Consider the following 23,580-nt stretch of genomic DNA (forward strand, 5'->3'; position numbering starts at 1 on the left):
CGGGTCAGTTCGGCGCGCCCTTGCCGAGCACCACGGTCACCGTCCGCTCGACGCCGCCGGGACCGAGCACACCGAGGCGCACCGTCTCGTCGGGTTTGCGCACGTTGATCGCCGCGCGCAGGGCGCGGGCGCTGGTGATCGCCCGGCCGTCGATCGAGGTGATCACCTCGCCGTCGGCGAGTCCCGCGGCGTGGGCGGGGCTGCCGTAGATCGCGACATCGATGCGCGCGCCACTGGGTCTCCCGTCGGAGATCAGCACGCCGAGCGTCGCGGTCGGGCCGATGTGCACCGTGTCGGTCGGCGTTCCGGAACGGATCTGGCGCACCACCCGCATGGCGGTGTCGATCGGCACCGCGTACCCGTTGGGGCTGTCGACCTCGGGGTCGTGCTCACCCGACGCCGCGGTGATCACGCCGATGATCGCGCCGCGCCAATCGGCGAGCGCTCCCCCGGACTGCCCGGAGGTGACCCCTGCGGCGACCTCCAGCATCCCCGACAGCGCCTTGCGGGACAGATCAGCGGAGTTCAGCGCGACGATCGTGCTGTCGAGATCCGTGATGTTCCCGGTGATCGAGGTCGGCGTGCCGCCCGCGCCACCCGCGTTGCCGATGGCGAGCACCTCGTCGTGCAGCCGCACATCGGCGGAGCTGCCGAGCCGGGCGACGGTGAGTCCGGCGGCGCCGGGCAACTCGAGCAGGGCGATGTCGACGCCGGAGTCGTAGCCGAGCACGGTCGCCGACCAGATCTGCCCGGTGCCGACCGAGGTCACGGTGACCGTATCGGCGCCCTTGACCACGTGATGGCTGGTCAGCACCTGGCCCTCGGCGCTGAGCACGATGCCCGATCCGGCCGCGCCCTGACCGAACGTCTCGGTGGCGGTGCTGATGTGCACCATGGCCGGTTCCACCGCGGCCGCGACCGCCGCACGGTCCAGCGGCGGCGTCTGCGCGGGCGGCATCGGCGCGATGGCGGTGCCCGGGCCGGTGAACAGCGGCCAGCCAGGCAGTTCACCGCGATAACCGAGAAAGCCCGCCAGACCGAGCACGGCGACGACGATCAGCGTGAGCGCTCGCCCGCCGCCGCTACCGCGCCGTCCGTCGTCCATGGGCACTCCCGCCTTGCTATGCCTGACGAATTCCATTGTGGCCGGAGATCTTCTTCGTAGATCAGGAATTCCGGTCCCCGCTGCGGATCGGAGAACCGGACGGTATGGGCATCCCCGGCGCTGGGCTCGACAAACCTCTGGGCTCGACAAACCCGAGCATGCGACGGTAGGCATGTATCCATGAGCACCGCTGCCGCCGCCTACGCCCTGCCCGCTCCGGACGGAGCCTTCGAGAAGGTCACCATCGAGCGCAGGGAACTCGGTCCGCACGACGTGCTGATTGACGTCAAGTACGCGGGCATCTGTCACTCGGACATCCACACCGCGCGCGACGAATGGGGCGGCACCCGCTACCCCTGCGTGCCCGGCCACGAGATCGCGGGCCTCGTCGCCGCGGTCGGCTCGGCGGTGACCAAGTACAAGGTCGGTGACCGAGTCGGCGTCGGCTGCATGGTCGACTCCTGCGGCAAGTGCGCGCCGTGCCTGGCCGACGAGGAGCAGTACTGCCAGGTCGGCGCCACCATGACCTACAACTCCACCGTGGACCCCGCGGTGCAGCCCGGCGGCTACACCATGGGCGGCTACTCCACGCAGGTGGTGGTGACCGAGAACTTCGTGGTGGCCATCCCGGAAGGCATCGGCCTCGACGTAGCCGCGCCGCTGCTGTGCGCGGGCGTCACCCTGTTCTCGCCGCTGCGGCACTGGCAGGCCGGGCCGGGCAAGCAGGTGGCGATCATCGGCATGGGCGGGCTCGGGCACGTCGGCGTGAAGATCGCCGCGGCGATGGGCGCGGAGGTCACCGTGCTCAGCCACTCGCTGAGCAAGCAGGAGGACGGCAAGCGGTTCGGCGCGCATCACTACTACGCCACCGGCGACCGGCAGACCTTCCGCGACCTGCGCGGCCGCTTCGATCTGATCCTCAACACCGTCTCGGCCGACCTGCCGCTGGACGACTACATGAAGCTGCTGAACCTCGACGGCACGCTGGTCATCCTCGGCCTCCCCGAGAACCCGATGACGGTCAAGCCGTTCACGCTCGCCGGCTACCGCAGGTCGCTGGCGGGCTCGATGATCGGCGGCATCGCGCAAACCCAGGAGATGCTCGACTTCTGCGCCCAGCACGGCATCGGCGCGGAGATCGAGCTGATCTCCGCCGACGAGATCGACAGCGCCTACGACCGTGTCGTCGCGAGCGACGTGCGGTACCGGTTCGTCATCGATACGGCGACGATGTAAGGCGAGAGTTGTCCACAGGCTCCGTCCGACGGGGCCGGATCAGCGCACTCGCGGCGGCCGTGCACCCATCCCTCGGCCCACAGCGTGGCATGTTGCGGGCGCGGGTTCCTCTCGCGTAAGTACCGTGGATTTGTGTCCGCGGATGACGAAGACTCGACCAACCCGAAGTCCGATGCGGGAGATTCCGCCGCGCGCGGGACCGGTGCGCCACGTGCCGGAGCACCCGGCTCGAAGGAGCCGGGCCCCGGGGCACCCCGGTTCGAGAAGCCGCGTTCGGAGGCAGTGAAACCCGGAGCGCCGAGATCGGCGAAGCGCGAGCCCGACTCGGATCGCGGCGGCGGGGTGCTCACCGACCTCTCGGCCGGTCCGCCCCCGTGGCTGCTGCGCGCCTTCCTGCTCGCCGCCGCGACGGTCGCGGGCCTGATCTTCGGATTCTGGGTGTTGCAGCGACTCCAGGGTCTGCTCACCGTGCTGATGGTCTCGCTGTTCCTCGCCTTCGCCATCGAACCCGCGGTCAACTGGCTCGCCGCGCGCGGGGTGCGACGCGGACTCGCGACGGGCGTGGTGTTCCTCGGCCTGCTGATGATCGTCGTCGGGTTCGTCTACACCCTCGGCTCGCTGCTCGTCGACCAGGTGACCACGCTGGTGCAGAACGCGCCCGAATACGCCGACCGCGTCGTCGACTGGGTCAACCAGACGTTCAACACCGAACTCTCCGGCACCGACATTCAGAAATACGCGACGGAGTGGAGCGACCAGCTCGAGGGCTACCTGGTCGGCTTGGCCGAAAACGCCTGGGGCATCGGCACGGCCGCGATCGGAGCGCTCTTCCAGATCCTCGGTGTGCTGCTGTTCACCTACTACTTCGCCGCCGACGGCCCGCGCTTCCGCAACGCCATGTCCTCGCTGCTTCCGCCGCACCGCCAGCGACATGTGTTGCGCGCCTGGGACATCGCGGTCGACAAGACCGGCGGCTACATCTACTCGCGCGGCCTGCTCGCCGTCTGCTCGACTCTGGCGCACTACGTGGTGCTGCGCGTACTGGACGTGCCGTCGGCGTTCGCGCTGGCGCTGTGGGTCGGCGTCGTCTCCCAGTTCATCCCGACCGTCGGCACCTACCTGGCCGGCGCCCTTCCGGTGATCGTCGCCCTGGTGAACGGCGGTCCCGGTGACGGGCTGTGGATCCTCGGATTCATCGTCCTCTACCAGCAGTTCGAGAACTACGTCCTGCAACCGCGCATCACCGCCACCACCCTCGACATGCACCCCGCCGTCGCCTTCGGCGCGGTGATCGCGGGCGCCGCGCTACTCGGCCCGACGGGCGCGCTGCTCGCCATCCCCGTCACCGCCACCGTGCAGGCCTTCGCGGGCGCGTACATCCGCCGCTACGAGGTGGAGACCGACGTGGAATCCCCCGCACCCGAACCGACCAAGCCGAACGGCCGGAAAAGAATGCGCGAACTGATGCTTCGGCTCACCCGCACCCAGCACTGACCAGTTTTCCGCGAGTCATGGCGCCGGGCGATCGGCTTGTCACGACCGGAACGACTCCGCGTGCCGGAGCGACCCGGTTCGCGTCGAAGCAACCCCGTCCGCGCCGAAACGACCAGGTTCGCCGGAAGCGACCTGGGTTCGCGTCGCAACGACCCTGATCGCATCGAAGCTACCGGGTCATCCGGCCGGGACGATCAGGCGCAGGACGGCGTCGACCGAGGACTCGGCGAGTTCCTCGTCCAGCGGCAGGTGGCCGAACAGCGCGCGGAAATAGATAGGCGCCGCAACGGCGTCCAGCACGAAGTCCATGTCGATCTCGGGGCGCACCTCGCCGCGGTCGATCGCCGCGCGCAGCGCAGTCTCGGTGGTCTGTCGTCGCGGCTCGAAGACGACGGCAAGGAAATGCTCGCGCAGTTCGGGGTCGTTGGCGAGATCCGCGAGCAGCGCGGGAAGTACCCGATCGAGCGACGTATCGCGCAGGGCGGCCACGAGATCGCGCATCGCCGCGAACAGATCGGCGCGCAGGTCGCCGGTGTTCGCGGTGGGCCGCAGACCGAGCAAGTCGGCGACCACCGCCACGACCAAGTGCCGTTTGGACGGCCAGCGCCGATAGATCGCGGGACGGTGAATCCCTGACCGCGTCGCCACACCGCCGATCGTCAGCTCGGCATATCCGTTCTCGTCCAGCAGTTCTCGCGCGGCCGTCAAGACTGCGACATCGATCCGATCGTCGCGCGCCCGCCCCGCCATCAGAACACCGGCCGCGGCATCAACACGACCAACCAACCGTCCGGATCGGGAAAGCCCAAGCCGCCGTTCGCCGCCCAGTACGGATTCTCGAGCGGTACCGGCTCGATACCGTATTCGCCCAGCCGCTGCACCACGTCGTACATCTGCGCTTCGCCCTCGAAGTAGAGGACCAGCAGGTTCTCGGAAGTCGGTGCGTCACCGGGACTTCCGTCCACATGGGAAGTGAACTCCAGGTGATAGTCGGCGCCGGGCAGCCCGAGCATCACACCGTCGTACCCCGCGTGGTTCTCGAATCGGTACAGCTCGCGCAGGCCGACCCCGTCGACGTAGAACCGCACCACCTCGTCGAGCCGATCCGTCGGCCGCGCGACCCGCACCTGGGCCACCCGTAGCGAATCTGGCCACGCTCGTTCATCCACAGTCATGCACAAATAATACGGTACGAACTGTACCGAAATGACAGACTGCACCCGCGGCCGACGAGGCGCTCGCGGCGCCGCGCTCGCCGCGCCTGAACGAGCCCGCCCTTCGTCCGCGCGTTCCTCATCGCCCACCCGGTCGGGGACCATACGACAGCCCATCCTCCGACGGCTGACGACGCCGGGAGCCAGGCCTCAGCCGCCCAGCCGCCCAGCCGCCCAGCCGCTCAGCCGCTCAGCCGCTCAGCCGCTCAGCCGCTCAGCCGCTCAGCCGCTCAGCCGCTCAGCCGCTCAGCCGCTCAGCCGCTCAGCCGCTCAGTACGGATCGTCGGCGGCCGACCGACACCGCGCGCAAGTCGCACCGAAAACAACGGGCCGCCTTCCCATTTCGCAACGGAAAGGCAGCCCGTGCCGATCGAACTATTCGCCCGTCGGAATGCGCCGACGGATACGCCGGGCAGCCGCGACCATGTTGCGCAACGAGGGCTCCAGCTGCCAGTAGTGGCGGGTCTTGAGTCCGCCGTCCGGATTGGCCCACAGCCGTTCCGGGGTGACGGCCGCGGCCGCGGCCGTCAGCAGCTCGTCGAGTTCATCGATATCCGGGATACGGGCCGAACGGCTCTCGTACACACCGGGACCCACGCCGTGGCTCAGGCCGTGACCCGAGGCGCAGTCCTCCTTGAGCGCCTTGAGCACCCACTCGATGGAGCGGGTCGCGACGATCGCGGTGACGTCGGCGTCGAGTTGTTCGATGGCCTCCACGACCTCGGCGCGGCCGGAATAGCCGATGTGCGTGTGGATCTGGGTCTCCGGCCGAACGCCGGAGGTGGCCAGCCGGAACGCGCCGACCGCCCAGCGCAGGTACTCCGCACGCCCGATGTTCCGCAGCGGCAACATTTCTCGGATCGCGGGCTCGTCCACCTGGATGATCGAGATGCCCGCGCGCTCCAGATCCACCACCTCGTCGCGGATCGCCAGCGCCACCTGGTCGGCCGTCTCGTGCAGCGGCTGGTCCTGGCGCACGAACGACCGCGCGATCATGGTGACGGGACCGGTGACCATGCCCTTGACGGGCTTGTCGGTGAGCGACTGGGCGTAGGTGATCCACTCCACCGACATCGGCGCGGGACGCGAGACGTCGCCGTAGATGATCGGCGGGCGCACACAACGGGATCCGTAGACCTGCACCCACCCGAAGTGGGTGGTCGCGAAGCCGTCCAGCAGCTCGGCGAAGTACTGGATCATGTCGTTGCGCTCGTGCTCGCCGTGCACCAGCACGTCGAGGCCGATGTCTTCCTGCAGCCGGATCGTCGTCTCGATCTCGGCCTCGATGCGCTTGCGGTACTCCTCGTAGGACAACCTGCCCTCGCCGAGTTCGTAACGGGCCTGGCGGATCCGGTCGGTCTGGGGGAACGAGCCCAGGGTGGTGGCGGGCACCGGAGGCAGATTCAGCTTGGCCTGCTGGGCGATTCGGCGCTCCGCGTAGGGTTCGCGCTCGCGCATCTGCGGCGTGATCGCGTAAACCCGTTGGCGCACCGCGTGCTTCTGCTTGAAGTGCACCTCCGTCGGCCGCTTGCGCCACTTGTCCGAGGGGCCCTCGGTGAGCGCCTTGGCGAGCGAAACCACCTCACCCACCTTCTGTTTCGCGAAGGCGAGGCGGTCGGCGACGTTGCCCTCGATGTCGTATTCGACGAGCAGGTCGTAGGGCACGTGCAGCAGCGTGCTACCGGTGGAGACCACCAGATCCGGGCACACCTTGGCTAGTTCGTTGAGGTATTCCAGCGTGACGTAACGGTCGGCGCGCCACACGTTGCGGCCGCTGATCACGCCCGCGTACAGCCGCTTGCGTCGGATGCCCGGCACCTCGGCGAGATCCTCCGGTCGGATCCGGTGGCTGGCCAGGTCCAAGCCGATGGCCTCGACATTGGACGCGGCCAGAATCGCCAGCGCCGGACCGAAGTCGCCGTACTGACCGGTGACCAGCATGCGCGGACGCAGCGGCGCGTGGGACAGCCGCTGGTAGGCGCGCTCGAAGGCGGCCAGCTCGGCGTCGCTGCGCTCGCTGGTGAACATCGGCTCGTCCAGCTGGACGCAGGTGGCGCCGCGCTTGGCGAGAATCTCGAACAGCTCCTCGTAGACCGGGAGCAGCTTGTCCAACAGGGTGAGCGTGTCGAACTCCGGCTCGCCGGGCACCTGCCCCGCCTTGGAGAGCAGTAGCAGCGACAGCGGACCGAGCATGACCGGCCGCAGCTCGATGCCCTGCGCCTTGGCGCGGTCGAATTCGTCGAGCAAGGCCTCGGGATGCAGCGAGAACTCGGTCTCCCCGTCCAGCTCGGGCTGGCGGTAGTGGTAGTTGGTGTCGATATAGCGCACCAGCTCCAGCGGCGGCAGATCGGGCCGCCCGCGCGCCATCAGGAAGTAGAAGTCCAGCGGCTCCATCACGTCGTGGTAGGGCTGGAACCGCTTCGGCACCGCGCCGAACATCAGCGCGTTGTCCAGGACGTGGTCGTAGAAGGAGAAGGTATTGCCGGGCACCTGGGTGAGTCCGGTGGCCGCCAGCTCGCTGAACTGCTGCTCCTGGATGTCCCGGCCGACCGCGAGCAGCTCCTCACGCGAGAGCGAACCGCGCCAGTAGGACTCCAGTGCCCGCTTGAGTTCCCGGTGCGGCCCGATCCTGGGATAACCCAGAATGCTCGACCCGTAGCCATCCGTGACGTTGACCATGCGCGGGAACTCCCTTTCGATCACCTGCGCGATATCCGCTCCGCACGGCGGACGACGCGCAGCGCTGCGCTTTCGGTGTCCCGCCGAGCCGCGTCAACGACTCGGCGTCCTTGCAGCTTATGCCGTTACTACTGGTATCACTGCGTAGCGATGAGCAGCTGCCCCCAGCTCAGCCGGCCCACCTGTCGATCATCTGAACACTCCCAGCCACCCCTGGGCGAGTCTTACGAGCCCGCTCGCGGCCGTCTCGCTGCTGAGCGTCAGGGACGAAGGCCCGGCGAACTCCTTGGCCCGACGCGACTGATCTCGCGAGGGCCGGACAACTCGCCGGGAACGACCGAAATCGGTTCGGCACCCAACCGCCGGCACCGGCGCCCGACGCCGACGGCTTCGCGCCGCCCGCTAGTTACGCGGCGAGGCGGGGGAGTTGTACTGGTAGAAACCGGCGCCGGTCTTCTTGCCGAGCAGGCCCGCCTCGACCATGCGCATCAGCAGCGGGGGCGCGGAGTAGAGGGGCTCCTTGAATTCCGCGTACATCGAGTCGGCGATCGACTTCACGGTGTCCAGCCCGACCAGGTCGGTCAGCGCCAGCGGGCCCATCGGATGGGCGCAGCCGAGCACCATGGCCTTGTCGACGTCTTCCTTTGTCGCGAAACCGGATTCGACCATGCGGATGGAGGAGAGCAGGTACGGCACCAGCAGCGCGTTGACGACGAAGCCGGAGCGGTCGGCCGAGCGGACGACCTGCTTGCCGAGCACGTCACCGGCGAAGGCCTCGGCGCGCTTGGCGACCGCCTCGCTGGTCTTGAGCGTGGTGACCAGCTCGACCAGCGGCAGCACCGGCACGGGGTTGAAGAAGTGCATGCCGACGACGCGCTCGGGGTTCGCGGTCGCGACGGCGATCTTCATGATCGGGATGGACGAGGTGTTGGAGGCCAGCACCGCGTTCGGGTCGGTGACGACCTTGTCGAGCTCGGCGAAGATCGAGGTCTTGACCTCTTCGTTCTCCAGCACGGCCTCGACGACCAGCTGACGATCCGCGAAATCGCCGAGGTCGGAGGTGAAGCGCAGCCGCCACGCGGCCTGCTCACGCTCGCGCTCGGTGATCTTGCCGCTGCTCACACCGCGATCCAGCGAGCGGAGGATGCGGGCGCGGCCGGCGGCCGCTAGTTCCCGGGTCTGTTCGTAGACGAGCACGTCGACGTGCGCCCGGGCGCACACCTCCGCGATTCCGGCACCCATCTGTCCGGCGCCGATGACGCCGACACGCTGAATCTTCTCGCTGCTCACGTCCCGCTCCTGCTGGTCTGGTGTGGCTGGGATGGCTTGGGGGTTCTGGTCCAAGTTATAGGGATGCCCTCCCCGCCGGGGCTGTTCGGCGGGGAGGGCGGTACACCCCTACTCGAGTAGAGGATTGCGGGCCTGCATCACTGCGGGCTGGTCAACTCAGTGGAACTGACCCTCTTCGGTGGAGCCCTTGAGCGCCGCGGTGGAGGTGTTCGGGTCGACGGTGGTGGCGATGGAGTCGAAGTAGCCAGCACCGACCTCACGCTGGTGCTTGATGGCGGTGAAGCCACGCTCGGCGGCGGCCTTGAACTCGCGCTCCTGCAGGTCGACGAACGCGGTCATGCCTTCGCGGGCGTAGCCGTGCGCCAGGTCGAACATGCCGTAGTTCAGCGAGTGGAAGCCGGCCAGGGTGATGAACTGGAACTTGAAGCCCATCGCGCCGAGCTCACGCTGGAACTTCGCGATGGTCGCGTCGTCCAGGTGCGCCTTCCAGTTGAAGGACGGCGAGCAGTTGTAGGCCAGCAGCTGGTCCGGGAACTCGCCACGGACGGCCTCGGCGAACTTGCGGGCGACCTCGAGGTCCGGCACACCGGTCTCCATCCAGATGAGGTCGGAGTACGGGGCGTAGGCCTTGGCACGCGCGATGCAGGGCTCGATGCCGTTCTTCACACCGAAGAAGCCCTCGGCGGTGCGGGTGCCGTCCAGGAACTCGCGGTCGCGCTCGTCGACGTCGGAGGTGATCAGGGTGGCGGCCTCGGCGTCGGTGCGGGCGATGACCACGGTCGGCACGCCGGCGACGTCAGCGGCCAGACGCGCGGAGGTCAGGGTGCGGATGTGCTGCTGGGTGGGGATCAGCACCTTGCCGCCCAGGTGGCCACACTTCTTCTCGGAGGCCAGCTGGTCCTCCCAGTGCGAACCGGCGACACCGGCCGCGATCATGGCCTTCTGCAGCTCGTAGACGTTGAGCGCGCCACCGAAGCCCGCCTCGCCGTCGGCGACGATCGGAGCCAGCCAGTTGGCGACCGAGGTGTCACCCTCGACCTTGGCGATCTCGTCGGCGCGCAGCAGCGCGTTGTTGATGCGGCGCACGACCTGCGGCACCGAGTTGGCCGGGTACAGCGACTGGTCCGGGTAGGTGTGGCCGGAGAGGTTCGCGTCACCGGCGACCTGCCAACCCGACAGGTAGATCGCCTTCAGGCCGGCGCGCACCTGCTGCACGGCCTGGTTGCCGGTGAGGGCGCCGAGGGAGTTGATGTAGTCCTCGTTGTTCACGAGATCCCACAGGATCTCCGAGCCGCGGCGAGCGAGCGTGTGCTCCTCGACGACGGTGCCCTGGAGCTTCACCACCTGGTCCGCGGTGTAGTTACGGGTGATGCCCTTCCAGCGCGGGTTGGTGTCCCAATCCTGCTGGATTTCCGCAGCGGTCTTCGGGGTGCCGGTGGTCGACATCTCTGACTCCACTTCTTTGGTCGGTCGGTGCCGCGCTTGCCGAGATTTCACTCGATCTGCTGGAGCGGCGATTTGCAGGGTTGCTAGGCCCTTGGGGTGTACTTCCACACGATGGCACACCGGGAAATAGCCGTCTACCTGTTGCTAATGTGAATCTCAGCTAGGTTTCGCCTACTGTTTGCTAACTCTGCGAAATTTGCGGGCGAATTGCAAGCATTCAACCTACCCGCGAGTAGCCCTGACGTGGGGTTTTAGCGTAACGCTTGTACTGTTTGCGTTCCGCGTCCGCCCCCTCGGCAACACGCCGGGGCGATCCGGTCTGTGAGTCGATTCACAGGGTGGGGCGGCCGCCCTCCGTGTGGGCCAGGACACCCGCGCCGCGGGAATGCGGCAGACTTGGGCGGAGAGCCATTCTCGAGCATGCGTCCAACTCCACCGAGGTGCCCCCCGCGCATCGAAGGGTCGGGAGGGCGCCCAATGAACACATCGGCGTGTACACATCCAACGTGTCCCCACGCTCAGCGAACAGGAGCCCCATGCGGAAGCTATGCCTCGCGGCGGCTGTGACGGCCTGCGCGACCGCCCTGCTGTACCCGTCCACCGCGAGCGCGGACCTCGCGGCGGGCACGGTCGAATCCGTCGCGCCGCTCGCCGCGGTCGCGACACCGCCGGACGCCGCCGACGCGGCCCGCCTCCTGTACCGCTCCACCACCGCGGGCGACGCTCCGACCACCGCCAGCGCCGCGGTCTACTTCCCGGCCGGAACGCCGCCCGAGGGCGGGTGGCCGGTGATCGCGTGGGCACACGGCACCGTCGGTCTCGGCGACGACTGCGCCTACAGCATCGCGGGCCCAGGCGCCCGCGAACGCGACTGGGCCTACCTGGGCACCTGGCTGAAGCAGGGGTACGCCGTGGTCGCCGCCGACTACGCCGGACTCGGGACGCCGGGCGAGCACCCCTATCTCAACGGCAAGGTCGAGGCGCACAACGTCGTGGACGCGGTGAAGGCCGCGACCAGCCGGTATCCCTCGCTGGCAAGGAAGTGGGTCGTCGTCGGCCAGTCCCAGGGCGGCGGCGCGGCCGTCGTCACCGCCCGCTACGCCACCGAGTTCGGCGGGCCCGACCTGGACTACCGCGGCGCCGTCGGCACCGGCGTGCCCGCCTACATCGAGGACATCCTGCTGCCGCTCGGCCCCAGCATGCCGCCGCTCGAACTGAGCGCGCACAGCACCGCCTACGTGCTGTACATCCTCAACGGCCTACGCACCACCTACCCCGAACTCGACATCGAGTCCTACCTGACCGACGCGGGCCGCGACTGGCTCGTTCGCGCCCGCACCGCGTGCATCAACGAATTCGGCGACGAGCTCGGCGCGGCCAACGTCGTCCTCGGCGACCTCTTCACCCGCCCCCTCGCCCAGATCCCCGACCTGCGCGGCGTCCTCACCCGGACCATGGGTCTCCCCGAATCCGGCTACGACCGGCCTCTCTTCCTCGGCCAGGGCTTGCGCGACACCGACGTCATCACCCCCGCCACCCTCGCCTTCGCGGCGGCATTGCAGGCCAACGGGCAGCCGGTCACGTTGCGGACTTACCCGCAGGACCACAGCGGAACGGTCAACGCCTCCCTACCCGACTCCCTGCCATTCGTGCGAAACCTGTTCTCCTGACTCGAACCGAGAGGGCACGGCGCCGCGCGAGACCGGCAAGCGCCGACTGCTGCGATTGCGGCGGTTCAGCGGTTTCACTGCGGCACCCGTCCCCTATTTGTCCGAATTCGCTGTCAGCGCAATAGAACTGAGGACAATCGAGTGCCGAGCGACACCGGTCACGAGTAGTTTGCGGGCATGTCCGCAGCGCCGCGATCGAACTCGCATGACGCGTACTTCCGGCACGTCATGGGCCGTCCCGCCGATGCCTCCTCCGAGTTACGCGGCGTGCTGCCGAAAGATGTTGCTGCACGGGTAGATTGGGATGGACTCGAACTCCAGCCCGGCAGTTTCGTGTCGAAGCACCTGCGTTCCCGCTACAGTGATCTCCTGTTCCGGACCCGTCTGGACGGGCACGACGCCTACCTCTACCTGCTCATCGAGCACCAAAGCCGCAGCGACCCGCTTATGCCACTGCGCATGCTGGACTATCTCGTCAACATTTGGAACCACTACGTCCGCCAGCACCCCGACACTCGCACCCTGCCCGCGGTGGTCCCGCTGGTCGTACACAGCAACCACACCGGCCGCCGATGGAAAGCGCCCACCGAACTGACCGAGCTCATCGATCTGGACCCGACCACCCGAGAGGCTCTGGATCCATACCTGCCGCGTTTCAGGTTCCTGCTCGACGACGTCGCCGCCCTCGACCTGCCCGCATTGTGTGCCCGCGATCTCACCCCCGCAGCCCGCGTAATGCTGGCCTTACACAAGATCGTCCCCGGGAACACCCACCTCGGTGTCGATCTGTTGCCACTGATCGAGGATCTGCACGCCATCCTGGACGGTCCTGGCGGCACAGATGAATTTCAATGCGTCGCGTCGTACATTCTTATTGTCGGCGACACCCAGCAAGCCGATCTGCAACCGCTCATCGACCGACTCGGTCCCCGAGCCAAGGAGGCCATTGTGACCACCGCCGAACGGCTCCGCGCCGAAGGTCGCGCCGAAGGTCGCGCCGAAGGTCGCGCGAACGCCTTGATCGATCTGCTGACCAGCAAGTTCGGACCGATCCCAGCCAGGATCGCCGACACCATCCACACCGCGGACCCGACTCAGGTACGAACCTGGACCGTCCGCGTCCTGACCGCCACCACCCTGGACGAGGTCTTCGCCTGACCGCTGTGCCCGCGTTGTCATCATCGCTGGGTGCGATCGCCGATTGAGAACGTGTTACGGGGCCGCCTTGGCCGACCAGCCGTAGAACGTCGCGACCGCGCCGGGCGCCACGGTCGCGATGGGTTCACCGGTGCAGTCGTTGGAGGAGAAGACGAGGAAGTTGCGCGCACTGCGGTTGTGGAAGTGAATATCGCGCGGGAAGCCGCTCGCCCAGCACTCGTCCAGGTTGCTCAGTAGTTGAACGCTTGGGCGTGGGCAAGTTTCGGTTGCCGCGCGGCGGTCACTCGTCACCCGCCACGCCGGTTCGTAACCGCACGCACCGCACGATTTCTGCCCGGTGAAACTACGGCAACGGGTGACTGCCTTCTTTTCCAGATATGGATCTCGGTCGACACGAGCGCTTCGCGAGCGGCGCCAAGGCCCGCGATTCGTTCCTGCTGGCCCGATGCTCCTCGCACAGTTGCCCATTCCCGCGCCGGATGTAGGCCGGGTCCAGTCGCTGCGCGAAAGTCAGGTTCTCGCGGCGCCAGCAATCGCCGCAGGCGAACTCGCTCATATCGGCCTCCTCGTTCCTCCGCTCAGCGTGTTGCCCAAGAGTTCCCAATTACAAGGGGAATCGAAGCCGTGTATCCATACCATCGCCGTTTGGCGGCCATACCGTGACCGATCCGGGCGACAGGTGGGGCGGAGGTCGTTCATTCGGCCATCGAGGTGCGACACACGAGTAGTCGGGCGCCGCACCCAGCCGATGTACGAGGAGAGCAAGCCCGCGGACGAAACGCGCGCTCTCCGAGGCCAACTAGATTGGCTCCGGAGGCGCCTGGCAACAGTGTCCTACGGGGCCGCTTTGGCGGACCAGCCGTAGAACGTCGCGACCCCACCCGGAGCCACGGTTGCGGTGGGCTCGCCGGTGCAGTCGTTGGATGCGTACACGAGGAAGTTACGCGCACTGCGGTTGTGGAAGTGGATATCGCGCGGGAAGCCGCTGGCCCAGCACTCGTCCAGATTGCTCAGTTCCAGCGTGTTGTCGATGATCACCACTTGCCGCCCGTCCCCACCGCCGAAGGAGCCGGTGGGGAAAGCCGCAGCCGTGGGAGCCGCCACGGACACCGCAGCGATGGTGAGAGCGCCTATGCAAGAAAGCATTCCGAGTTTCACATGTCGAGGCTACAAGCTACGCGCATACTGGTTGATGACGACGGCGAGCTCTTTGTCACCACTGCGGGTAATGACGACTTCATCGTTGTCCTCGAGGCCGCATCGAGAACCGCCGCGAAGTTGGCCCGCGCCTCGGTGTCGTGCATAGCGCGCATGCTATGACCTCCAGTCACAACCTCTCGGCCGCGAGCATTCCCCATCCCGTATGCAATCCCGTCCCAAATTTCGAGCCGCGAGAACTGGGGCCTACCTACATCAGAGGCCACACCACACCGTCCGCCTACCATGTCGCCCCGCGGTGGCGGTGGGACTGCCTCCCCACGCGAGGTGCGTGATGTGCGTGACGCCAGTCAGTTCGGCGAACGTGTCCACCGTCGTCACATGCCGGTCCGAAGGGAGAATCGCGTTCCCCCCATGAGGTTTCGACGCACTGCTGAACCGGCACAGGCGGGCAGATGTAGGAATTCAGCTCGAGCCGGAAATCTCCACTACGAAGCCCCTGGTGCTCGAGCGCACAGCGTGTCTACCGGCAGACCTCGGACTCACCGTTCCCCGGGAATGGAAGCATCGGCAGGGAACCGCTGCACCACCTCGATCTCACCGACGATATGTCGATTGAATTCCTCCAGTTCCTCCGCCGGAATCCAATATTCGAGAATCTCCCGCCCACCGACTTGCTGAACCTCGTACCGCGACAAGAACGCGGACTCCACCGAAAACCGAGTCACAAAACCCGACCCCGAAGCCGGAACATTCCAGTCGCGCGCAATCATCACCGCGTACTCTTCGTTCAACACCGGGTAGAAGATCGGCTGATCCGGCAGCCGAGGCGGCCACTGACGCCACCCCGAATCCGCAACCAGCTGCAACTCCTCGGGCCCAGTCGGCCGCCACAACGTCGTAGTCGACACTCCCCCGCTCCCATCCAATCCACTCACTCCCAACGATCCTACGCCCCGATACTCAACGAAGACTTGCGAACTTGATCTATTCATTGCCATCGACTCGTTGGAGATGCCTGACCACTAGTTGTCGCCATTTGGATTCCAGCTCTTCGGCGGGCACAGTCGGCTTGCAGTCCTGATCCATCAGGGCTCCGAGATCTCTGACATTGGACGGGAGTATGCCACAAGCCTCTTTCAAAATGCGCATGAACTCCATCTTCGATACTCTGAACTCGCGGGTCGATCGCAAATACGACAAGAATTCAGATAGGGTAGAACCGCCCGCCGCCAGTCGACGAGCCTCTGGGTATATCTCGCCAGTGCGGCGACTGCAGGTTTGCAAAGGCTTAGAAAATGTGTAACTGACTACCCAGTAGTGGCGTTCCTCCTTCGACGTAGCGCAGATGCGAAGTCCGTCGGTTGACATCGCGATCAGTTCTATTGATCCAGTGACCCTCTCGATCCGGGAGGGCAGGTTTTCGGTAGCGCCCTGAGCACATATCCAGCCCTTTCGACTACTACCAGGTCCCGGCAAGGCGAGTAGAAACCTGCCTGCTTCATCAATGAGGCCCATTTCGCTCGCCTCGACGTTCCAGAACGCGTCCAACTCGTCGAGCGCAGTGCTCGATGGATATGAAACCTCATGACTCGGGGTTGTTTCACCTCCGTCAACTATTTGCATCGCCACAAGAGGCGAGGGCACGCCGACTATGTCATCGCAGACGACGATACCGATCGATGCCAGGCCCTGGGACGGTATTTTAGGTTCGCTCATGCTCGGTCTTTCATACGGTAAACGGCGTGGGAGTTAGGTGTTCATCTTGTCATCATGTCACCCATCTGAAGTGGTGATCGTCATGGGGACCGTTAATTGCACCGTACCGTTGGAAGGACTCTGTATAGCGGGAGCCTGGCGGCCCTGGGGAATTATCCCATCCGAAGTTGACCATGCTCGCCGTGGGGTCGCGTTTCGGCTGACCGGCATGGAAGTGCGGACCGGCGGCATCGCAAAGCGACACGACAGGGTGCATTCATCGATGACAGCCTTTCTGGAACGAGGGCCCGAGTCACAGGCGATCATGACATTTTCACCGTTTGGCCGGTCTATGGAAAGTCGGACCGGCTGATCCGGAAAAAGAATACTTGCGAGCCCGATGACGATTGTAATGCAGGCTGCTTTCAGCGTCGTATTGTTGACCTGGAAACCGTAGAGGTGTAGCAGCCGTTCCGTACCAAGAAACATCTCCCCATAGGTCTGCTGATGCGTGGGCGGTGGTGTGGCCGGTGGTGGGGTCGATGAGATCGGTTTGAGTGTCCACCAAATCGACGAGGATAGCGAAGAATTCGCGGTCGATGGTGGCTTGGTCGGTGTTTGGGTGATCGAGGCGTAGGTGTCGGACTGGTAGTTCCAGCGCATGACGCCCTGAAGGCCCCGCTCGACATTCTCGACCGACTCCATCAGACGGCGAGCGGTGGCCCGACTGTCCAGCAAGTAGGCCGTCTCCTTCAGACCTCGTATTCGCGCAGACTGATGACGACAGCAGACCACTTTGTCACCGCTGCGGGTGATGACGACTTCCTCGTTGTCCTCGGTGGCCGCATCGAGAACTGCCGCGAAGTTGGCCGCGCCTCGGTGGCGCGCACACAAAGGCTCCATCGGCAATCTTCAGAAAAGGCCAAGTACTTGGGGTCGATCTATGTGCGTGAACGAGACTTGAAATCACCAAAGGGCGATGGACCAGACGCTATTGGCAACCAGGATGTCGTCGATATCCTCGGCGGTAGCGATCACCTGAGCGGGAGACGACGAAATCGAATAGTACTCGAAATCACGGAATTCGGTATCCATCTTTCTGATCGAGCGACCTCGACCAATGATCGATTCCGTTAGGCAACCTAGGGGGACCACCGGCGGAGCTTCTCCTATCTCAGGCAATATCGATCTCGGTATGTGCGTATTCCATCGAAGCCTATGGACCGCAACCTTCGCACTGAAACAGGCCCAATTCGCGACCGGGTCGCGCTTGAATACGAATTCGATCAGTCCGTAGTCGCGGCGAAAATGCTTCCTTCGTTTATCGATATCGTCCACATAGCCGGGATCACCGATGGCTCGATCTATATCTGCAACGGATGCTCCGCTTCGGAGTCCCAGTAGAGAACCCGCGCACGCAATATCGGCCAAATACTCGACAATCCGCGTCGTCATGACGGCTACTCTATCCGTTCCAGTGCCCTGATAAGGAAGTCATCTCGGTCATCGCTGCACGAGATTTGGAGATCAGGTCCGCTCGAAGATCTGCATTCGAATGAATCTCATCCAGCACGCGACGCAATTGGGCATCCGCGGGTAGGCCATGTGACATCCTGATCCCCTCCACTCCGATTGTGCCATCATGGTGAGCGAAGACCCTCGCCTCGTTTCCTCCAATGTGTACATGAGCGCCCTTTGTTGCCCAGTCGGAATCCATCGGCGAGACCCGAACTGGACAATTCGGTACCAACCCCAGTTGGTCAGACCACACAAGAGGGTTATGTGGATACTTCGTTCTCGTTCACCGCACGGAAGTGCACCCACGGCCTGTTCGGCGTAAAGACCTCTGACCCTGCTAGGCATTCCACGACATTAATGCCCTTTTCCGGTATTGACGGGAGCACCACAGGCCTCCTTAAGAGACGCGCATAAGCGCAGCGCACTTACTGGTGAACATCCCCAGTGCCGCTCTCTCTCCAGTACGGCAAGGATCTGCCGCACGCCGCCATCATGCGTTCATATGCCTCGATCATGGATCCCACCGTTTCGACCGCTTCACCGACGGCGAAGGAGGCATCCTCTACGTCTCCATTACGCAACTCACTGGCGGCTTCTTGCAAAGTTGCGAGGAGGATACTCAGGCTGTCACCCTGCATCAACAGCCCCGGAAAGCGGCGCCCCTCCCACGCAACCAATGAATAAATGCCATCGGTATCCAGAATTTTGGCATCGTATTCCATGTCGACCTCTCACGTCGGATAGAATGTCACATAAGGTGTACCATCAACGAGTCGTCCTGTTATGATATCAATCCTCCGGCCATGTCCCAACTCGACCGGTCCTTGAGGGAGCGACCCCTGGATTCTACTACGCGTCCGAGAATTTATTCCCTCAATCACATAATCCCAGTCGGACCAGGCGTGAGCGGTCCCCGTCGCTCGGCTCCCAACGACATGGATTACTACTCCGCGTGAATTAGCAGCGTTCTGAATTCTCCGAGCATCCGCAGGTGAGATGTTATCTACATGTCCGCCATTACCATATGTCGGTTTACGACAGGGTTCCGGCGCCAATCCGAGTGGGTCAGCCCAGGAAATCGGATTGTGGGGATAGGTATCCGGATTCGGTGCTGGAGCGAGCCCGAGTGGGTCGTGCGTAAGAAATCTACCAGTGGGCGGATCGTAGTAGCGGTGGTGATTGTAGTGGAGGCCGGTTTCGGAGTCGTACTGCTGGCCGGCGAAGCGCAGGAGAGTGGCAGTACAACCGGTCCAGAAAGTTCTCCCCCAGAGGTCGGTGATCGCTCGGGCGGCGGTTTGTCCATCTGTAGGGTCGATAAGTTCGGTCGGGGCGCCGACGAGATCCGTGATTACGGCGAAGAATTCGCGGTCGATGGTGCCTTGGTCGGTGGTTTGGGTGATCGGGGTGTAGGTGTCGGGCTGGTAGTTCCAGCGCATGACGCCCTGGGGGGCGCATTGTTCGATGAGGTGCGTGCGGTCCCAGGTGTAGTCGGTGCGTTCGAGGACTGCGCCGTCGTTGATGAGGTGTTGTTTGGTGGTGCGACGACCGTAGGCGTCGTAGGTGTAGTGCCACCACTGTCGGTCCGGTGTGTAGACGTCGGTGAGTTGGTCGAAGGCGTTGTAGCGGTAGTGCCAGATGTCGGGTTTGCGGGAGAGGCGGGTGGTTTCCTTGCGGATGAGGCGACCGGCTTGGTCGTAGTGGTAGCGGGTGCGGCCGTCTCGGATGAGCAGGTTTTTGCGGTATTCGCGGCGGTTGTCGGTGGTGGAGTCGAAACGGTCGATGACGGCAGTGGCGGTGGCAGCCGTTGTGGCAGCGAACGTTTCGGGTAGTTGGCTGTCGGTGATGTTGCTGAGTGCGTCGTAGGTGTATTGCTCGGTGGTTTGCCCGTTGGCGGTGATGGTCGTGATGCGGCCGATGGCGTCGAGGGTGTAGTCGCGGACGACCTGGCCGGTGTCGGGGCGGGTGGTGGTGTGGGTGGCAATGTATCCGTCTGGGCGCCAGGTGTAGTCGTCGCGGCGTAGCAGGGTTGGCCCGTACGCAACCATTGGATCCGCGGAAGGTGCCGGGTCGGCTTGCACCTGCCGCTGGGTGACGAGGCCGTAAGACGAGAGGGTCTGCTCGACGGTGATCGCACCGAGGCTCCAGCCGGTGGGGCGGCCGACCGCGTCGTGGGCGAAGGTGATGGCGTGGCCGTCGGTGGTGAGTCCGGTTACGCGACTGGTGGGGTCGTGCTGCCAGGTGGTTGACGCGCCGGACGGGTTGGTTCGGCCGATGCGGCGACCGAAGTCGTCGTACTGAAAGTTCATCGCCGGGCGGTCATCGACGCGTTGGGAGTCGAGGCGCCCTTCGGCGGTGTAGGTGTTTTCGATGGTGTGGGTGCGGTCGTTTCCGACGCCGGAAGTTGCCGTGACAGGCCGCCCGACGACATCGTGGGAGTACCGCACCCATTCGCCGGTGTCGGCGCGCACTTCGACAAGCCGTCCGAGAAGGTCATAACGGTTGCGTCTGGTGACGCCGGTAGCGGCGGTGATTGCCGTGACTCGCCCGGCAGCGTCGAAGTCGTATCGGGTTTGAGCGCCGGTGTAGTCGACTTCGCTGACGATTCGGCCGGCCGGGTCGTAGGTGTAGCGCCAGATGTGGCCCAGTGGGTTGACCACCGCGACCATCTGTCGTTCGGTGTCCCAGGCGTAGTGAGTTACGGTCTGATCGGGCTCGGTGCGCGCGGTCAGTAGGTCGAACGCGCCGTAGGTGAAGCTGGTTTGTCCACCCGCGCGGTCGATGTGAGTGAGCAGGTTGCCTTCGCCGTCGTATTCCCAGGTAGCGGTATAGCCGTCGGAGTCGGTGCGGCACAGCAGCTTTCCCTCCGGCGACCATTGATAGCGGGTGATCGCGTTCAACGGGTCGATGACGGTGACGGGACGGCCGAAATGGTCGCGAACGATCCGGGATACTCCGCCGTGCGGGTCCACGATGGTGATCGGCAGGCCCGCCGCGTTCACCTCGATCACCGTGCGCGCGCCGGTGGGTTCGGTGATCGAGGCGACGGCGCCGGACCGGTGGTGGGTATGCGTGGTGCGCAGACCCGCGCTGTCGACGGTCGCAGCGAGGTTGCAGTCTTCGTCGTATTCGAAGCGCCGAACCGAACCATCGACATCGCTGATCGCGGCGGGCCGGTTCCGGGCCTGGTATTCGATGGTGATCGACGCGTCGTCTGGGCGAGTGACCACGCTGAGGTCACCGTCGTCGGTGTACCCGTATCGGGTGACCGCGCCGTCGGCGGCGATCACCCGGACCGGCTTGCGGTCGTCGTTGTAGTCGGTCCGGGTTCGGGCTCCGGTCGGATCGATTGTGTTCCGCAACCGCAGATCGGCGTCGAATTCGAAGACGGTGACCGCGCCGAGGGAATTGGTGTAAGTCGTGCGGGTTCCCGATCCATCGGGGAGGGTGTCGTAGTCGAATTCGGCCGACATGATGCCGCCCGTGCCGTGCTGGCGGATGACACGTCCGGACCAGTCGTAGACGTTGTGCATCTGGTTGCCGTTGGAGTCGGTCCACGACAACATCCGATGCTGGTCGTCGTAGGTGTAGCAGGTCGTGGCGCCGACGCCGTTGGTGACCGACACCAACTCGCCCGCTTCGTAGCCGAATTCGCGGACGCGGGTGACGATTTCGGAGCCGTAGGCGTCGCGCCCGAGCACCGACAGCGAGGTGACGCGTCCGTCGGCGGTGTCGACTCGTAGGCGATAGCCACCGGAATGGGTGACTTCGGTTGGGGTGCCGTCGGTGTCGTAGTGGAAGCGGATCTCGTTGCGGTGGCGGTCGGTGATCGCGGTGATCGGGTAGTCGCCGAGCAGAGTGGGCAGGGCGGTGTGTGTGGGCTCGGGTGTGAAGTGCCAAGTGATTTCGCGGTCGGGGTCGAAGACGTGGTATCCGCCGGATTCGGTGCGGGTCAGCGTCCAACGCGGTCGACGACCCGCAGGGAGCACGGCGATGTCGGGTGCGGTGTGCGGGTAGGCCAGCAGAACTCCGTCTTCACCGACGAAACTCACACCCTGCTGGTCGACCACCACGCGCATGTCGAAACTCGCCGACCAGGACGGGCCGAACCAGCGTCCGAACCGGTAGCTCGACCGATGTCTGCGCCGCAACACCAGGCTCAGCACACCGGTCAACTCCACATCGGTTTCCGGAAGCAGGAACTCACCGGTCGCGGCATCGACCGGGTCACCGCAGGAGTTGACGTCCTCTGGCTTTTGGGTGTCCTTCGGATTGTTGTTCCGCGCTTCATCACCCACACCCTCGTTCGACTTCGACGGGCTGTTGGGCTTGTCGGTGTTGCTGGGAGAGTTGGTGCCCGCCGGATTGGTGTTGTCGGGCGAGTTGTTGGGCGTATCAGGCTGTTTCGATGGAGTATCGGTGGGCTTGGTCTCGGTACCGGCAGGCTTGGTGTCGGTGTTGGCCGGTTTCGTATCCGTGTTGGCCGGTGTGGTGTCGGTGTCGGTCTTCTTGGATGGACGAGCACCCGCTGGACTGGTGCCCTTCCCGGTCAGCTTCTTCATGATCGCGGCGAACGCATCGGACAGCTTCCGCAACAGCGGGGTCAGCTTCGCCATCGTCGAGGCGAGTTTGCGGAACAGCTTCGAAATCGTATTCATGGTCTTGGCGACATAGACCGCGGCCTGCGTAGCCACCACCGGTGTGCCGAGACCGAGGGTGAAAATCGCCTCCGCCGCCCACACGGCCAGGCGCCCGACGGTCTGAGCGACGATGTCGCGCACCACCATCCGCACCGCGGCCACCACACCACCGGCCATCTGAATGGCCTGCGACGCGGCCTCGGCCGCCTTCGTCGCGGCAGCCAACGCATCAGCGGTCTCGGCCGCCCGCGCCCGATAGGCGGTGGCCGTCGCGCCCTGCCACTCGGAAATATCCTGTTCGATGGCCTGCTTGTGCGCCTCGGCTGCTTCGTTGATCTTCTCCGAAACGTTGCTCCAGGTCTTGGCATACGCCTCGATCTGATCCGGGTCACCGGCGACCCAGCTCAACGCCTCCTGCAACGGCTCGACATGCTCGATCAACCAGCCGACACCGAAACCGGCCAATGTGCCGAACGGGTCGACCACCACGGCGGCGACCTCGAGTCCGACACCGACGATGCCGAGCCCCGCCTCGACCCACGAACCCGATGAAATCGCCTCGTAGGTATCCGACACCGTCTCGAACAGCGTGACACCCGAGTACCACTCGGTGGAGTCCTCAACTTGCGCGATCAGCGGATTGGACTGGCCATCACTCACGCGGCAGGCCCATTCGGCTCAACCGCCTTCAGCTTGCTCGCATTCGAACTGTCGGTGCTCTCGTATCCATCGGCCACCGTCCGCAACTTCCCCGCGTCCACACCGACAGCCGCCACCGCAGCCTCCAACGCCGCGATCCCGTCGGTCTCGACCGAATCGACGAACAATGGCGGCAGAAACGCACAAATCTTCCCGAACGCCTCCGTCGGAGCCGACACCGCCTTCGCCGCCTCCAACGCCTGCCCCAAGGGCGCGGCCAACTTCTCCACATTCGATGCGTGCGCGCGGACCCGCTCCGGATCGACATTCAAGTTTTCGGCCACGATGCACCACCTCCCCCACCCCGGGAGCACACCCAGGTCGAAACACTTTGCAGCACCGCGCAAGTGCCACGATCAGTATAGCCAGACGCCGATGTCGACCGAGGCGCCCGACAAACCCTGCGCGGCAGCAGCTGTCAGCTACTGTTTTCGACGCGCTGGTAGGCCGGTCGGTTCCATCGAATTCTTCGGCCGCTGACAGGTTTCGAGCGCTGTCGCCGGGTAGGAGTCACATAGGGTGGCAACCCACTTGACGATTGGGCTGTTGCCGAGGACCTGGACCGACTCGCGAGGGGC

Annotated in this window: 20 protein-coding genes; 5 read left to right on the top strand and 15 right to left on the bottom strand. The window is 65.1% G+C overall.

Annotated elements, in window-relative coordinates; all coding sequences use genetic code 11:
* Positions 1–4 precede the first annotated feature (4 nt).
* Positions 5–1,105, bottom strand: coding sequence for a trypsin-like peptidase domain-containing protein (locus AB0H49_RS23275; RefSeq protein ID WP_357254304.1), 1,101 nt, complete (start codon positions 1,103–1,105; stop codon positions 5–7).
* A 180-nt stretch (positions 1,106–1,285) separates the two neighbouring features.
* On the opposite strand from AB0H49_RS23275, the gene AB0H49_RS23280 reads away from it, so the two are divergent.
* Both AB0H49_RS23280 and AB0H49_RS23285 read left to right on the top strand, forming a co-directional pair.
* Positions 1,286–2,341: an NAD(P)-dependent alcohol dehydrogenase gene (locus AB0H49_RS23280; RefSeq protein ID WP_354998802.1), complete on the top strand. Its 1,056-nt coding sequence runs from the start codon at positions 1,286–1,288 to the stop codon at positions 2,339–2,341.
* Between the two features lie 282 nt (positions 2,342–2,623).
* A complete protein-coding gene (locus AB0H49_RS23285; protein ID WP_354998801.1) occupies positions 2,624–3,835 on the top strand; it encodes an AI-2E family transporter in 1,212 nt (403 codons plus the stop codon).
* A gap of 177 nt (positions 3,836–4,012) precedes the next feature.
* On the opposite strand, the gene AB0H49_RS23290 is transcribed toward AB0H49_RS23285, so the two are convergent.
* From AB0H49_RS23290 to aceA, 5 genes are all read right to left on the bottom strand, one after another.
* Positions 4,013–4,585, bottom strand: coding sequence for a TetR/AcrR family transcriptional regulator (locus tag AB0H49_RS23290; protein ID WP_354998800.1), 573 nt, complete (start codon positions 4,583–4,585; stop codon positions 4,013–4,015).
* Positions 4,585–5,010: a VOC family protein gene (locus AB0H49_RS23295; protein WP_354998799.1), complete on the bottom strand. Its 426-nt coding sequence runs from the start codon at positions 5,008–5,010 to the stop codon at positions 4,585–4,587. The genes AB0H49_RS23290 and AB0H49_RS23295 overlap by 1 nt, the downstream gene beginning before the upstream one ends.
* A 414-nt stretch (positions 5,011–5,424) precedes the next feature.
* Complete coding sequence (gene metE, locus AB0H49_RS23300) at positions 5,425–7,728, bottom strand: 5-methyltetrahydropteroyltriglutamate--homocysteine S-methyltransferase (RefSeq protein WP_357254307.1); 2,304 nt, start codon at positions 7,726–7,728, stop codon at positions 5,425–5,427.
* A gap of 402 nt (positions 7,729–8,130) precedes the next feature.
* A complete protein-coding gene (locus AB0H49_RS23305; RefSeq protein WP_354998797.1) occupies positions 8,131–9,018 on the bottom strand; it encodes a 3-hydroxybutyryl-CoA dehydrogenase in 888 nt (295 codons plus the stop codon).
* 156 nt (positions 9,019–9,174) lie between these two features.
* Positions 9,175–10,464: an isocitrate lyase gene (aceA, locus tag AB0H49_RS23310; RefSeq protein ID WP_354998796.1), complete on the bottom strand. Its 1,290-nt coding sequence runs from the start codon at positions 10,462–10,464 to the stop codon at positions 9,175–9,177.
* A gap of 536 nt (positions 10,465–11,000) precedes the next feature.
* Here aceA and AB0H49_RS23315 point away from each other — a divergent pair.
* Positions 11,001–12,134, top strand: a complete 1,134-nt coding sequence (locus AB0H49_RS23315; RefSeq protein ID WP_357254309.1) for a lipase family protein — start codon at positions 11,001–11,003, stop codon at positions 12,132–12,134.
* A gap of 177 nt (positions 12,135–12,311) precedes the next feature.
* The gene (locus tag AB0H49_RS23320) at positions 12,312–13,292 is read left to right on the top strand and encodes an Rpn family recombination-promoting nuclease/putative transposase (RefSeq protein ID WP_357254311.1); all 981 of its coding nucleotides are present in this window, start codon (positions 12,312–12,314) and stop codon (positions 13,290–13,292) included.
* Between the two features lie 54 nt (positions 13,293–13,346).
* Here the strand turns inward: AB0H49_RS23320 and AB0H49_RS23325 are convergent, their stop codons facing one another.
* The 4 genes from AB0H49_RS23325 to AB0H49_RS23340 all read right to left on the bottom strand — a co-directional run bounded on the left by AB0H49_RS23325 (position 13,347) and on the right by AB0H49_RS23340 (position 16,169).
* Positions 13,347–13,583 carry a hypothetical protein gene (locus AB0H49_RS23325; RefSeq protein WP_357254313.1) on the bottom strand — a complete coding sequence of 79 codons (237 nt, stop codon included), beginning with the start codon at positions 13,581–13,583 and terminating at the stop codon, positions 13,347–13,349.
* Positions 13,584–14,126: 543 nt separating this feature from the next.
* Positions 14,127–14,402: a hypothetical protein gene (locus tag AB0H49_RS23330; protein WP_357254315.1), complete on the bottom strand. Its 276-nt coding sequence runs from the start codon at positions 14,400–14,402 to the stop codon at positions 14,127–14,129.
* A 590-nt stretch (positions 14,403–14,992) separates the two neighbouring features.
* Positions 14,993–15,361 (bottom strand): ADP-ribosylation/crystallin J1, encoded by a 369-nt coding sequence (locus tag AB0H49_RS23335; RefSeq protein WP_357254317.1) that lies wholly within the window; start codon positions 15,359–15,361, stop codon positions 14,993–14,995.
* A gap of 76 nt (positions 15,362–15,437) precedes the next feature.
* A complete protein-coding gene (locus AB0H49_RS23340) occupies positions 15,438–16,169 on the bottom strand; it encodes a hypothetical protein (protein WP_357254319.1) in 732 nt (243 codons plus the stop codon).
* Positions 16,170–16,195: 26 nt separating this feature from the next.
* On the opposite strand from AB0H49_RS23340, the gene AB0H49_RS23345 reads away from it, so the two are divergent.
* Positions 16,196–16,246, top strand: coding sequence for a hypothetical protein (locus AB0H49_RS23345; protein WP_357254556.1), 51 nt, complete (start codon positions 16,196–16,198; stop codon positions 16,244–16,246).
* Here the strand turns inward: AB0H49_RS23345 and AB0H49_RS23350 are convergent.
* From AB0H49_RS23350 to AB0H49_RS23370, 5 genes are all read right to left on the bottom strand, one after another.
* On the bottom strand, positions 16,227–17,051 hold the full coding sequence (locus AB0H49_RS23350; RefSeq protein WP_357254321.1) for a hypothetical protein: 825 nt from the start codon (positions 17,049–17,051) through the stop codon (positions 16,227–16,229). The two genes, AB0H49_RS23345 and AB0H49_RS23350, sit on opposite strands and share 20 nt — an antisense overlap.
* Before the next feature lie 63 nt (positions 17,052–17,114).
* Positions 17,115–17,603 (bottom strand): hypothetical protein, encoded by a 489-nt coding sequence (locus AB0H49_RS23355; RefSeq protein ID WP_357254323.1) that lies wholly within the window; start codon positions 17,601–17,603, stop codon positions 17,115–17,117.
* Between the two features lie 488 nt (positions 17,604–18,091).
* Positions 18,092–18,388, bottom strand: a complete 297-nt coding sequence (locus tag AB0H49_RS23360; protein ID WP_357254325.1) for a hypothetical protein — start codon at positions 18,386–18,388, stop codon at positions 18,092–18,094.
* A gap of 9 nt (positions 18,389–18,397) precedes the next feature.
* Entirely contained in the window at positions 18,398–22,963 is a 4,566-nt protein-coding gene (locus tag AB0H49_RS23365) for a DUF6531 domain-containing protein (protein WP_357254327.1), read from the bottom strand.
* Entirely contained in the window at positions 22,960–23,286 is a 327-nt protein-coding gene (locus tag AB0H49_RS23370) for a type VII secretion target (RefSeq protein ID WP_357254329.1), read from the bottom strand. The genes AB0H49_RS23365 and AB0H49_RS23370 overlap by 4 nt, the downstream gene beginning before the upstream one ends.
* Between the last annotated feature and the right edge of the window lie 294 nt (positions 23,287–23,580).

It is taken from the genome of Nocardia sp. NPDC050713, from assembly GCF_040654315.1.
Lineage (GTDB): Bacteria > Actinomycetota > Actinomycetes > Mycobacteriales > Mycobacteriaceae > Nocardia.

Coding starts and splice junctions, on each gene's coding strand:
- AB0H49_RS23320 (WP_357254311.1), top strand. CDS start 12,312: ATGTCCGCAGCGCCGCGATCGAACTCGCATGACGCGTACTTCCGGCAC.
- AB0H49_RS23355 (WP_357254323.1), bottom strand. CDS start 17,603: ATGACGACGCGGATTGTCGAGTATTTGGCCGATATTGCGTGCGCGGGT.
- metE (WP_357254307.1), bottom strand. CDS start 7,728: ATGGTCAACGTCACGGATGGCTACGGGTCGAGCATTCTGGGTTATCCC.
- AB0H49_RS23360 (WP_357254325.1), bottom strand. CDS start 18,388: ATGGAATACGATGCCAAAATTCTGGATACCGATGGCATTTATTCATTG.
- AB0H49_RS23290 (WP_354998800.1), bottom strand. CDS start 4,585: ATGGCGGGGCGGGCGCGCGACGATCGGATCGATGTCGCAGTCTTGACG.
- aceA (WP_354998796.1), bottom strand. CDS start 10,464: ATGTCGACCACCGGCACCCCGAAGACCGCTGCGGAAATCCAGCAGGAT.
- AB0H49_RS23275 (WP_357254304.1), bottom strand. CDS start 1,105: ATGGACGACGGACGGCGCGGTAGCGGCGGCGGGCGAGCGCTCACGCTG.
- AB0H49_RS23350 (WP_357254321.1), bottom strand. CDS start 17,051: ATGGAGCCTTTGTGTGCGCGCCACCGAGGCGCGGCCAACTTCGCGGCA.
- AB0H49_RS23315 (WP_357254309.1), top strand. CDS start 11,001: ATGCGGAAGCTATGCCTCGCGGCGGCTGTGACGGCCTGCGCGACCGCC.
- AB0H49_RS23340 (WP_357254319.1), bottom strand. CDS start 16,169: ATGAGCGAACCTAAAATACCGTCCCAGGGCCTGGCATCGATCGGTATC.
- AB0H49_RS23295 (WP_354998799.1), bottom strand. CDS start 5,010: ATGACTGTGGATGAACGAGCGTGGCCAGATTCGCTACGGGTGGCCCAG.
- AB0H49_RS23280 (WP_354998802.1), top strand. CDS start 1,286: ATGAGCACCGCTGCCGCCGCCTACGCCCTGCCCGCTCCGGACGGAGCC.